This window comes from Pseudomonas sp. JH-2 (assembly GCF_036231725.1).
Lineage (GTDB): Bacteria > Pseudomonadota > Gammaproteobacteria > Pseudomonadales > Pseudomonadaceae > Pseudomonas > Pseudomonas delhiensis.
Map to the genome: position 1 here is coordinate 1 of NZ_JAZAQP010000058.1, position 12,176 is coordinate 12,176.

Annotated in this window: 10 protein-coding genes; 8 read left to right on the forward strand and 2 right to left on the reverse strand. The window is 67.6% G+C overall.

Annotation, left to right across the window (positions count from 1 at the left end; translation table 11 throughout):
- Nucleotides 1-319: 319 nt before the first annotated feature.
- A complete protein-coding gene (ppx, locus tag VV867_RS27145; RefSeq protein ID WP_275627955.1) occupies nt 320-1,822 on the reverse strand; it encodes an exopolyphosphatase in 1,503 nt (500 codons plus the stop codon).
- 194 nt (nt 1,823-2,016) lie between these two features.
- Between ppx and trxA the strand changes: the two genes are divergently transcribed.
- The 4 genes from trxA (at nt 2,017) to VV867_RS27165 (ending at nt 6,469) form a co-directional block, all read left to right on the forward strand.
- Nucleotides 2,017-2,343, forward strand: coding sequence for a thioredoxin TrxA (gene trxA / locus VV867_RS27150; protein WP_009615069.1), 327 nt, complete (start codon nt 2,017-2,019; stop codon nt 2,341-2,343).
- Nucleotides 2,344-2,589: 246 nt separating this feature from the next.
- The gene (rho, locus tag VV867_RS27155) at nt 2,590-3,852 is read left to right on the forward strand and encodes a transcription termination factor Rho (protein WP_089391030.1); all 1,263 of its coding nucleotides are present in this window, start codon (nt 2,590-2,592) and stop codon (nt 3,850-3,852) included.
- Nucleotides 3,853-3,957: 105 nt separating this feature from the next.
- Nucleotides 3,958-5,424 carry a 4-hydroxy-3-polyprenylbenzoate decarboxylase gene (ubiD, locus tag VV867_RS27160; protein WP_328568043.1) on the forward strand — a complete coding sequence of 489 codons (1,467 nt, stop codon included), beginning with the start codon at nt 3,958-3,960 and terminating at the stop codon, nt 5,422-5,424.
- Nucleotides 5,425-5,500: 76 nt separating this feature from the next.
- On the forward strand, nt 5,501-6,469 hold the full coding sequence (locus VV867_RS27165) for a CDP-6-deoxy-delta-3,4-glucoseen reductase (RefSeq protein WP_275627953.1): 969 nt from the start codon (nt 5,501-5,503) through the stop codon (nt 6,467-6,469).
- Nucleotides 6,470-7,019: 550 nt separating this feature from the next.
- Here the strand turns inward: VV867_RS27165 and VV867_RS27170 are convergent.
- Complete coding sequence (locus VV867_RS27170; RefSeq protein ID WP_275627952.1) at nt 7,020-7,922, reverse strand: LysR substrate-binding domain-containing protein; 903 nt, start codon at nt 7,920-7,922, stop codon at nt 7,020-7,022.
- Between the two features lie 215 nt (nt 7,923-8,137).
- Here VV867_RS27170 and VV867_RS27175 point away from each other — a divergent pair, with 215 nt between their 5' ends.
- The 4 genes from VV867_RS27175 to VV867_RS27190 are packed head-to-tail and all read left to right on the forward strand — an operon-like array spanning nt 8,138 to nt 12,064.
- Nucleotides 8,138-9,256, forward strand: a complete 1,119-nt coding sequence (locus tag VV867_RS27175; protein ID WP_328568044.1) for an ABC transporter ATP-binding protein — start codon at nt 8,138-8,140, stop codon at nt 9,254-9,256.
- Between the two features lie 15 nt (nt 9,257-9,271).
- Nucleotides 9,272-10,198: an ABC transporter permease gene (locus VV867_RS27180; RefSeq protein ID WP_328568045.1), complete on the forward strand. Its 927-nt coding sequence runs from the start codon at nt 9,272-9,274 to the stop codon at nt 10,196-10,198.
- Nucleotides 10,198-11,004, forward strand: a complete 807-nt coding sequence (locus VV867_RS27185; protein ID WP_089391024.1) for an ABC transporter permease — start codon at nt 10,198-10,200, stop codon at nt 11,002-11,004. Before VV867_RS27180 ends, VV867_RS27185 begins: the two co-directional genes overlap by 1 nt.
- A 25-nt stretch (nt 11,005-11,029) precedes the next feature.
- Nucleotides 11,030-12,064, forward strand: coding sequence for an ABC transporter substrate-binding protein (locus tag VV867_RS27190; protein ID WP_328568046.1), 1,035 nt, complete (start codon nt 11,030-11,032; stop codon nt 12,062-12,064).
- Nucleotides 12,065-12,176 lie beyond the last annotated feature (112 nt).

Genomic DNA, 12,176 nt, shown 5'->3' on the forward strand with positions numbered 1-12,176 from the left:
AGGAGCGGACCTCATCCGCGAATCGCGCCGGGGGGCGGCTATCGCGGAGAAGCTCCGCTCCTACGGTCCAGGCTGGTGTGGCTTCTTGTAGGAGCGGGCCCTGCCCGCGAATCGCGCGCAGGGCGCGCTCCTACAGGGGAATGGCGTGGCTGGGGCGGCGTAGGAGCGGATCTCATCCGCGAATCGCGCCGGGGGGCGGCTATCGCGGAGAAGCTCCGCTCCTACGGTTCAGGCTGGTATGGCTTCTTGTAGGAGCGGGCCCTGCCCGCGAATCGCGCGCAGGGCGCGCTCCTACAGGGGAATGGCGTGGGTGGGGGCCTCAGCTCACGCTCAGTTGGTACCCCACGCGCTGCAGCCAGCCGGCTTCCTGCTCGAAGTCGGCCTGGGTCAGCGGGTTGGCTTCCAGCCAGCCCTTGGGGAAGCGCACTTCCAGGCTCTTCGGACCCACCTTGAGGGTGACGTCCGGCATTTGCTGGGTGCCGCGGATATGGTGGAAGAGGATGGCGAAGCGCAACACGATGCACAGGCGGATCAGCTTGTCGCCCTGTTCGCCCTGCTCGTTGAACTTGTCCGCCGGGATGTTGCGGCGGTGGCCGCGCACCAGCAGCGCCAGCACCTGCTGGTCCTCGCGGGAGAAGCCGGCCAGGTCCGAGTGCTCGACCAGGTAGGCGCCGTGCTTGTGGTAGTGGTAGTGGGCGATGTCCAGGCCCAGCTCGTGGACCCGCGCGGCCCAGCCGAGCAGTTCGCGGTGCCAGTCGTCCTGCAGGCCCCAGGCCTCGGCGACCTGCTCCAGCGCCTGCAGCGCCTTGGCCTCGACCCGCGCGGCCTGGTCGAGGTCGACGTGGTAGCGCTCGATCAGCGCGCTGATGGTGCGCTCGCGCACGTCCTCGTGGTGGTGGCGGCCGAGCAGGTCGTAGAGCACGCCTTCGCGCAGCGCGCCCTCGGAGTGCGACATCTGCTTGAGCTCGAGGGCGTCGAACAGCGCTTCGACGATGGCCAGGCCGGCCGGGAAGATCGGCCGGCGGTCGGGCTTGATGCCGTCCAGGTCGAGCTTGTCCACGTCGCCCAGCTTGAGCACCTTGCGCTTGAGCCAGGCCAGGCCCTCGGGGTTGATCTCGCCGTTGCCGTGGCCGCCGGACTGGATCGCCAGGCCCACCGCGCGGATGGTGCCGGAGGCGCCCAGGGCCTCGTCCCAGCCCAGGCGGCGCAGGCTGTTCTCGATGCCCATCAGCTCCAGGCGCGCCGAGGTGTAGGCCTGGGCGTAGCGGGCCGGGGTGATCTTGCCGTCCTTGAAGTAGCGCTGGGTGTAGCTGACGCAGCCCATCTGCAGGCTCTCGCGCAGCTGCGACTCGAAGCGCTGGCCGATGATGAACTCGGTGCTGCCGCCGCCGATGTCGGCCACCAGGCGGCGCCCGGCGGTGTCCGGCAGGGTGTGCGACACGCCCAGGTAGATCAGGCGCGCTTCCTCGCGGCCGGAGATGACCTCCACCGGGTGCCCGAGGATTTCCTCGGCGCGGCGGGTGAAGTCGTTGCGGTTGCGCGCCTCGCGCAGGGCGTTGGTGCCGACCACCCGCACCGAGCCCGGCGGCATGCCGTTGATCAGCTGGGCGAAGCGCCGCAGGCAGTCCAGGCCGCGCTGCATGGATTCTTCGTTGAGCAGGCGGTCCTCGCCGATGCCGGCGGCCAGCTGGACCTTCTCGCCGAGCCGCTCGAGGATGCGGATCTCGCCATGATCGGCCTTGGCCAGGACCATGTGGAAGCTGTTGGAGCCCAGGTCCAGGGCGGCGATCAGTGGGAAGGTCTTGGCGGGGGTATGGGGCATCTTGGAAAGGTCCATTCGTTAACCCCGACATCCTGCCACGATAGCCCTCCGGTGCCAACGAACGCCGGGCCGTCGATCGGTTCCGCCGGGGCTCGCGATAGCGACACTCAATCGCCTGCGCCTTTCGGAAGGCGGCCAAGGCGGGCTATGATGGGCCCACTTTTTTTCGCATCCGATTCCCACGGAGAGATTTCATGAGCGAACATATCGTCAGCGTTACCGATGCCAGCTTCGAGCAGGACGTGCTGAAGGCCGATGGTCCTGTGCTGGTGGACTACTGGGCCGAGTGGTGCGGCCCGTGCAAGATGATCGCGCCGGTACTGGACGAGATCGCCAAGGACTATCAGGGCAAGCTGAAAGTCTGCAAGCTGAACATCGACGAGAACCAGGAAACCCCGCCGAAGTACGGCGTGCGCGGCATTCCGACGCTGATGCTGTTCAAGGGCGGCAACGTCGAGGCCACCAAGGTCGGCGCGCTGTCCAAGTCGCAGCTGGCGGCCTTCCTCGACAGCAACATCTGAGTCGAGACAGCCCCCGGAAAAGCCCCGCACGATGCGGGGTTTTTTTCATTCCATCCCCTAGACGCCCCCTGGCCCGGGTGTTACATTCGGGCCTGCAACGTTGTTTTACGTTGTCCCCTGCAAGCCGTCGCCGACGCACTTCCTATTCGAATTTCCAAGCGATCCTGTCGTCACTCTGCGGCACGGCATTAACGAGCTCACATGCTTGTTTCCCCTTTTCTCATATCTATCTAACACCTCCTTCTTATGAATCTGACCGAACTCAAGCAAAAGCCGATTGCCGAATTGCTGGAAATGTCCGATGCCATGGGCCTGGAAAACATGGCCCGTTCGCGCAAGCAGGACATCATCTTCGCACTGCTGAAGAAGCACGCGAAAAGCGGCGAGGAAATCTCCGGCGACGGCGTGCTGGAGATTCTCCAGGATGGCTTCGGCTTCCTGCGCTCCGCCGACTCCTCGTACCTGGCAGGCCCCGATGACATCTACGTCTCGCCCAGCCAGATCCGCCGCTTCAACCTGCGCACCGGGGACACCATCGTCGGCAAGATTCGCCCGCCGAAGGAAGGTGAGCGCTACTTCGCCCTGCTCAAGGTCGACTCGATCAACTTCGATCGCCCGGAGAACGCGAAGAACAAGATCCTGTTCGAGAACCTGACCCCGCTGTTCCCGACCAAGCGCCTGACCATGGAGGCCGGCAACGGCTCCACCGAGGACCTCACCGGCCGGGTGATCGACCTCTGCGCGCCGATCGGCAAGGGCCAGCGCGGCCTGATCGTCGCCCCGCCGAAGGCCGGCAAGACCATCATGCTGCAGAACATCGCGGCCAACATCACCCGCAACAACCCCGAGTGCCACCTGATCGTCCTGCTGATCGACGAGCGCCCGGAAGAAGTGACCGAGATGCAGCGCACCGTGCGCGGCGAAGTGGTCGCCTCCACCTTCGACGAACCGCCGACCCGCCACGTGCAGGTCGCCGAGATGGTGATCGAGAAGGCCAAGCGCCTGGTCGAGCACAAGAAGGACGTGATCATCCTGCTCGACTCCATCACCCGCCTGGCGCGTGCCTACAACACCGTGATCCCCAGCTCCGGCAAGGTGCTCACCGGTGGTGTCGACGCCCACGCCCTGGAGAAGCCCAAGCGCTTCTTCGGCGCCGCGCGCAACATCGAGGAAGGCGGTTCGCTGACCATCCTCGCCACCGCGCTGATCGAGACCGGCTCGAAGATGGACGAGGTGATCTACGAGGAATTCAAGGGTACCGGCAACTCGGAACTCATCCTCGACCGCCGCATCTCCGAGAAGCGCGTGTTCCCGGCGATCAACATCAACCGCTCGGGCACCCGCCGCGAAGAGCTGCTGACCGGCGAGGAAGAGCTGCAGCGCATGTGGATCCTGCGCAAGATCCTCCACCCCATGGACGAGATCGCCGCGGTGGAATTCCTGCTGGACAAGCTCAAGCAGACCAAGACCAACGACGAGTTCTTCGACTCGATGAAGCGCAGCAAGTAAGCGCCGTTGTCTGCCACGAGGCCGGGGAAACCCGGCCTTCGTGTTTCTGCGAAGTGGTGTTAAAGGCTAAACTGTCGCATCTTCGCCTACGCCATCGAGACTTCCATGCAGTATCGCGACCTGCGCGAGTTCATCGCCGCCCTGGAGCAGCGCGGCCAGCTCAAGCGCATCCAGGTGCCGGTGTCCCCGGTGCTGGAAATGACCGAGGTGTGCGACCGCACCCTGCGCGCCAAGGGCCCGGCGCTGCTGTTCGAGAACCCCACCGGCTTCGACGTTCCCGTGCTCGGCAACCTGTTCGGCACCCCCGAGCGGGTGGCCCTGGGCATGGGCGCCGAGGACGTTTCCGAACTGCGCGAGATCGGCAAGCTACTGGCCTTCCTCAAGGAGCCGGAGCCGCCCAAGGGCCTGAAGGATGCCTGGAGCAAGCTGCCGATCTTCAGGAAGGTCATCAGCATGGCGCCCAAGGTGCTCAAGGACGCGCCCTGCCAGGAAGTCATCGAGGAAGGCGAGGCCGTCGACCTGGGCAGGCTGCCGGTACAGACCTGCTGGCCCGGCGACGTCGCGCCGCTGATCACCTGGGGCCTGACCGTCACCCGCGGGCCGAACAAGGAACGGCAGAACCTGGGCATCTACCGCCAGCAGGTGATCGGCCGCAACAAGGTCATCATGCGCTGGCTCAGCCACCGCGGCGGCGCCCTGGACTACCGCGAGTGGTGCCAGAAGCACCCGGACCGGCCCTACCCGGTGGCAGTGGCCCTGGGCGCGGACCCGGCGACCATCCTCGGCGCCGTGACGCCGGTGCCCGACACCCTCTCCGAATACGCCTTCGCCGGCCTGCTGCGCGGCCACCGCACCGAGCTGGTGAAGTGCATCGGCAGCGACCTGCAGGTGCCGGCCAGCGCCGAGATCGTCCTGGAAGGGGTGATCCACCCCGGCGAGCTGGCCGACGAGGGCCCCTACGGCGACCACACCGGCTACTACAACGAGGTGGACCGCTTCCCGGTGTTCACCGTCGAGCGCATCACCCGCCGCCGCAAGCCGATCTACCACAGCACCTACACCGGCCGCCCGCCGGACGAGCCGGCGATCCTCGGGGTGGCGCTGAACGAAGTCTTCGTGCCCATCCTGCAGAAGCAGTTCCCCGAGATCACCGACTTCTACCTGCCGCCCGAAGGCTGCTCGTACCGCATGGCGGTGGTGACCATGAAGAAGCAGTACCCCGGCCACGCCAAGCGCGTAATGCTGGGCGTGTGGTCGTTCCTGCGACAGTTCATGTACACCAAGTTCGTCATAGTCACGGACGACGACATCGATGCGCGGGACTGGAACGACGTGATCTGGGCGATAACCACGCGCATGGACCCCAAGCGCGACACCGTGATGATCGACAACACGCCGATCGACTACCTCGACTTCGCCTCGCCGATCTCCGGCCTGGGCTCGAAGATGGGCCTGGACGCCACCCACAAGTGGCCCGGCGAGACCAGCCGCGAGTGGGGTCGCGCCATCGTCAAGGACGAAGCGGTGACGCGCCGCGTCGACGCGCTGTGGGCCAGCCTGGGGATCGACTGATGCACGGCGCCCTTCGTAGGAGCGAGCTTGCTCGCGAATGTCCGGCCGTGCAGGTTCGCGACAGGGAGGCGAAGCCGTGCGTGTGACCCTGCAACCCTCCGGTGCCCAGCTCGAACTGCGCCCGGGCGAGCGCATCCTCGACGGCGCGCGGCGCCTGGGCTTCGACTGCCCGCAGAGCTGCCGCAACGGCAACTGCCACGTCTGCGCCGCGCTGCTGGTGGAAGGCAGCGTGCGCCAGGACGGCGAGGTGCGCGACCACGGCGAGCTGTTCACCTGCCTGGCCGAGCCGCTGGAAGACTGCGTGCTGCTCTGGGATGGCGTGCTCGCCCCCGGCGAGCTGCCGGTGCGCAAGCTGGCCTGCCAGCTGACCCTCTGCGAGGCGGTGGGCGGCGACGTTTGGCGCGTGCGCCTGCGCGCCCCGGCCGGCAAGCCGCCGCGCTACCACGCCGGGCAGTACCTGCTGGTAGAGCGGGGCGACGGCAACAGCTCGGCTTTCTCCCTGGCCTCGGCGCCCCACGAGGGGCGCGACCTGGAGTTGCACATCCTGGCGCGGGAGAACAGCGCCATCGAACTGCTCGGGCAACTGCAGCGCGAGCGCATCGCCCGCGTGCAGCTGCCCTTCGGCGACGCCCACCTGGCCGAGCTGCCCGACGGTCCGCTGGTGCTGATCGCCGCCGGCACCGGCATGGCGCAGATGCACAGCCTGATCGAGCACTGCCGTGCCCAGGGCTTCGCCCATCCGGTGCACCTGTACTGGGGAGTGCGCCGGCCCGAGGACTTCTACGCGCTGCCGCACTGGGACGAATGGAAGGGCCTGGCCAACCTGCACCTGCACAAGGTGGTCAGCGACCTGTGCGGCTGGCAGGGCCGCTGCGGCCTCCTGCACGAGGCGGTGTGCGAGGACTTCCCCGACCTGGGCCGCCTGACGGTCTACGCCAGCGGCTCGCCGGCGATGGTCTACGCCACCCTCGACGCCCTGGTGGCCGCCGGCATGGACGCCCACCAGATGCGCGCCGACGTGTTCGCCTACGCGCCACGGGATTAAGGCAAGCGGGCCCTGCCCGCGATTCGCGCGCAGGGCGCGCTCCTACATGGGGCACGGTGCTGGGGCAATCCGTAGGAGCGGATCTCATCCGCGAATGGCGCCGGAGATGACGGTTATCGCGGAGAAGCTCCGCTCCTACGGGTGGGAATGCCATGCCTCACAGCAACCTGTAGGAGCGGGCCCTGCCCGCGATTCGCGCGCAGGGCGCGCTCCTACATGGGGCACGGTGCTGGGGCAATCCGTAGGAGCGGATCTCATCCGCGAATGGCGCCGGAGATGACGGTTATCGCGGAGAAGCTCCGCTCCTACGGGTGGGAATGCCATGCCTCACAGCAACCTGTAGGAGCGGGCCCTGCCCGCGATTCGCGCGCAGGGCGCGCTCCTACATGGGGCACGGTGCTGGGGCAATCCGTAGGAGCGGATCTCATCCGCGAATGGCGCCGGAGATGACGGTTATCGCGGAGAAGCTCCGCTCCTACGGGTGGGATGCCATGCCTCACAGCAACCTGTAGGAGCGGGCCCTGCCCGCGATTCCGCGCGCAGGGCGCGCCTACAACGGCAATGCCGAAGGAAACTCCGCGGCAAGGGTTTGCGCCAGCCACTCGCCGAACCACTCGATGTCGGCGCTGCTCGGCCCCGGCGGGATCAGCAGCTGGTAGCTCTCCAGGCGCACCTGGTTCGGCAGCGGCCGCACCAGCGCGCCGGACTCCAGCTCCCTGCGCACCAGCACGTCGTTGGCCAGGGCGATGCCGGCGCCGGCCTCGGCCATGGACAGCGCGTGGTCGTTGCTGACGTAGAGCACGTCGGGGCTGACGCGGATGTCCAACTGGTTGGCGGCGAACCAGGCGTTCCACCATTCGCCGTCGTGGACGTGGATCAGTTCGTGGCGCACCAGCTCTTCGGCGCTGCCCAGCGGGCCGTGGGCCGCCAGGTAGGCCGGCGAGCACACCGGGAACACCTGCGGGTGGAGCAGGGTGGCGCAGCTCTGCGGGTACTGCCCGGGCATGCCGTAGACGATGCCCAGGTCGGCGCTGTTGCCGTCCACCTCGGTGAAGGTCGGGTTCGGCTCGATCGCCACCTTCAGCCCCGGGCGCTGCTGGCGCAGGGCTTCCAGGTGCGGCATCAGCCAGCGCTTGGCGAAGGCCGGCACCACCAGGATCTTCAGCCAGCGCGCCGAGCCGCCGGGGGCCAGTTCGCGGCTGGCCTCGGCGATCTGCTGCAGCGCCGTGGCTATCTTCGCGTAGTAGCGCTGGCCGGCGGGCGTCAGGCTGACCCCGCGCGGCGTGCGCTCCAGCAGCTGCACGCCCAGCCAGTCCTCCAGCAGGCGCACGTGGCGGCCGATGGCCGGCTGGGTAACGTGCAGCGCCTTCGAGGCGGCGACGTAGCTGCCCAGGCGCGCCGCCGCCTCGAAGGCGCGCACGGCGTTGAGCGGCGGCAGGCGGGGCAGGGACATGGGCGGCTCGCAGGCTGTTAATTTATTTAATAGCGAATGTAAGAAAATTGAGCTTTTTGCTCAACTGCAATCTGGCCACACTCGGCCCCAGCAGCCTCACCACAAAACCAGCCGGTCACCGGCACACGCTGCAGCGCTTTCCCCATTCCTGCCACAACAAATACAAGTCCCCGTGCGCACCAGCGCCAGCGGGGGAGGGAACCGGAGGTACATCCATGAGTGCCCTGCACGGCCTGCAGACGGCCGCCGTCTCCATTCGATCGGTGCGCAAGGTCTACGGCGACCCGGACAGCGGCCCGGTGGCGCTGAAGAGCGTCGACCTGGACATCCGCGACAACGAATTCTTCACCCTGCTCGGGCCCTCCGGCTGCGGCAAGACCACCCTGCTGCGGATGATCGCCGGCTTCGAGTTCCCCACCGCCGGCGAGATCCTCCTCTACGGCGAGAACATCGCCGACCGCGCGCCCTACGATCGCCCGGTCAACACGGTGTTCCAGCACTACGCGCTGTTCCCGCACATGACCATCGCGCAGAACCTGGCCTTCGGCCTGGAATCGCACCCCATGGGCCAGCGCCTGGGCAAGGCGGCGGTCGCCGAGCGGGTGCGCGAGATGCTCGCCCTGGTGCAGATGGAGCGCTTCGCCGAACGCCGCCCCACCCAGCTTTCCGGCGGCCAGCAGCAACGCGTGGCCCTGGCCCGCGCGCTGGCCCCGCATCCCAAGGTGCTGCTGCTCGACGAGCCGCTCTCGGCCCTGGACCTGAAGCTGCGCCAAGCCATGCGCGAGGAGCTCAAGGCGATCCAGGCCAAGACCGGGATCACCTTCATCTTCGTCACCCACGACCAGGAAGAAGCCCTGACCATGTCCGACCGCATCGCCGTGCTGGCCGAGGGCGAGGTGCAGCAGGTCGGGCGCCCGGCGGACATCTACGAGCAGCCGCGCAACCGCTTCGTCGCCGACTTCATCGGCGAGACCAACTTCCTCCCGGCGCAGGTCGACGAGATCGCCGACGGCCAGGCGCTGTTCCGCATCCCCGGCGGCCGCACGCTGCGCGCGGCGAGCCGCGAGGGCCTGCGCCCGGGCGCCGAGGTGACGCTGTCGATCCGCCCCGAGCGCCTGCGCCTGGTTGGCGCCGAGGACCCGCAGGCCACGCCCTGCACCCTCGCCGAGCAGGTCTACCTGGGCACCGACCTGCAGTACCAGGTCAGCCTCGCCGACGGCACCCGCCTGCGCGTGCGCACGCCCAACAGCGCCGGGCAGAGCCAGCGCTTCGCCCCGGGCGAGCGCCTGGGCCTGCAGTTCGACCGCGACAGCGCCAGCGTCCTGCTGGACTGAGCCGAGGAGCGCGCCATGTCTTCCCTCACCGTACGCCCCGGCAACGCCCTGGAGCGGCGCCGGGCCCTGGGCAACCTGCTCGGCGTGTCGCCGGCGCTGCTGGCCATCGGCCTGTTCCTGGTGGTGCCGATCCTCATCGTCGTCGCCTACTCGCTGATGCAGGCCAACCCCTATGGCGGCGTCAACCACGTGTTCAGCAGCGATGCCTACGTCTCGCTGCTGTTCGAGCGCCAGCTGGACGACAGCCTGGCCTTCGCCGATTCCTACCTGGTCATCGCCCTGCGCTCGCTGGGCATCGCCGCGGCCACCACCGCCATCACCCTGCTGGTGGGCTTCCCGGTGGCGGTGTGGCTGGCCATGCAGCCGGCCAGCCGGCGCGGCCTGCTGATCTTCCTGATCACCGTGCCGTTCTGGGCCAACCTGCTGATCCGCACCTACGCCTGGATCCTCCTGCTGCGCGGCACCGGGGTGATCAACAACGGCCTCATGGGCCTGGGCCTGATCCACCAGCCGCTGCCGCTGCTGTACAGCGACGGCGCGGTGCTGCTGGGCCTGGTCTACACCTACGCGCCCTTCGTGGTGCTGCCGATCTATTCGACCCTGGAGAAGATGGACATGCGCCTGCTGGAAGCCGCCCAGGACCTCTACGCCGGGCGCCTGCGCACCCTGCGCAAGGTGGTCCTGCCGATCGCCCGGCCGGGCATCCTGGCCGGCGCCATCCTCACCTTCGTGCCCTGCCTGGGCGCGATGATCGCCCCCGAGCTGCTCGGCGGCGGCACCAAGATGATGCTCGGCAACCTGATCTTCCGGCAGTTCGCCGACGCCCGTAACTGGCCCTTCGGCGCCGCCCTGTCGCTGGTGCTGATGGCGGCGGTGATGCTCGCCCTGACCTTCTACGCCCTGCGCGCCGAGCGTCTGCGCGTGGCCCGGGGAGGTGTGTGATGCTGGCCCTGTTGCGCAAGCGCCGTCTCGGCGTGCAGGACTTCCCCGGCTTCGGCGGTTTCAGCCTGCTGTTCTACCTGTACCTCTACGCGCCCATCGTGGTGCTGGTGATCTACTCGTTCAACGCCAACCAGTCCGCCACCGTGTGGACCGGCTTCAGCCTCGACTGGTACCGCGCCGCCTTCGCCAACCAGGCGCTGCGCAGTGCGGCCGGCAACAGCCTGCTGATCGCCGTGTGCGCCAGCGCGATCGCCACCGCCATCGCCACCCTGGCCGCGCTGGGCACCTCGCGCGGGGCGAAGTTCAAGGGCATGCGCCTGTCCATGGGCACTATCATGCTGCCGCTGGTGCTGCCGGAGATCGTGGTCGGCGTCGCCACCCTGGCGCTGTTCTCCAGCCTCGGCGTGTCGCTGGGCTATGGCAACCTGATCATCGCCCACACGGTGTTCTGCATTCCCTTCGCCTACCTGCCGATCCGCGCCCGCCTGGAGGACATGGACCTGTCCCTGGAGCAGGCCGCCGCCGACCTCTACGCCGGGCCCTGGCGGACCTTCCGCAAGGTCACCCTGCCGCTGCTGATGCCGGGGATCTTCTCCGGGCTGATGCTGGCCTTCATCGTCTCGCTGGATAACTTCGTGATCTCGATGATGGTCTCCCAGGCCGGCACCACCACCTTGCCGATCTTCATCTTCGGCCTGCTGCGGATGGGCGTCACCCCCGACGTCAACGCGGTGTCGACGCTGATCCTCGGGGTATCCGTGTTCTTCGTCAGCCTTTCCTACCTGCTCGGCAAAGCCAAAGCCTGAGCGCCACGCCACTACGGGAGTCAACATGAGCAAGTCGATCGCAGTCATCGCCGCCACCCTGTCGCTGGGCCTGGCCGGCGCGGCCAACGCCGCCGGCCAGGTCAACGTCATCAGCTGGAGCGGCTACTTCTCGCCGCAGATCCTGGAGAAGTTCGAGAAGCAGACCGGCATCAAGGTCACGGTGGATTCCTACGACTCCAACGAGACCCTGCTGGCCAAGCTCAAGCAGGGCGGCAGTGGCTACGACGTGGCCATCCCCTCGCACCAGTTCGTGCCGATCCTGGTCCACGAGAACCTGCTGGAGCGCTTCGACCCGGCCCAGCAGCCGTACTACGCGAACATCGTCGACAACCTGCGCAAACCCACCTGGGACCCGGAGGGCGGCTATTCGGTGCCCTTCATCTGGGGCACCACCAGCGTGGTCTACGACACCGCCACCTACAAGGGCCCGGCCGACAGCTACTCGCTGCTGTTCCAGCCGCCGCAGGAGCTGCAGGGCAAGATCAACATGCTCGACTCGGTCAACGAGGTGATGGACACCGCCAGCCTATACCTGGGCGTGCCGCTGTGCAGCGAGGACCCGAAACAGGTGCAGCAGGTGCTGAACCTGCTCAAGGCGCAGAAGCCCTTCGTCAAGACCTACAGCTCCAAGGCCGGCTCGGTGCGCGAGAACCTCGCTTCCGGCGAGACCTCGATGTCGCTGTTCTGGGGCGGTTCCTCGCTGCGCGCCCGGGAAATGAAGCCGAGCCTGAAATACCTGTACCCCAAGGAAGGCGTGATGGCCTGGGTGGATAACCTGGTGATCCCCAAGGGCAGCAAGAACCCCGAGGCGGCCCGGCAGTTCATCGCCTTCATGAGCCAGCCGGAGAACTCGGCGCTGACGCAGAACTTCCTCAAGCACCAGAGCCCGATCAAGGGCACCGACGCCTTCCTCGACCCGAGCCTGAAGGATGCGCCCGAGCTGCACATCCCCGAGGGTACCAAGGTGGTCTTCAGCAAGACCTGCGGCGAGGGCGCCATCCGCCTGGCCGACCGCCTGTGGACCAACCTGATGCGCTGACCGAAGGCGCTGGACCCCCGCGTTCGCGGGGGTGACGGGGTGGGGCAGGGCGCCGGAAGGCGCCGTGGCTTCGCTCGCCCCGTCAAAGCTCCATCCCCTGAACTGTTCCGTC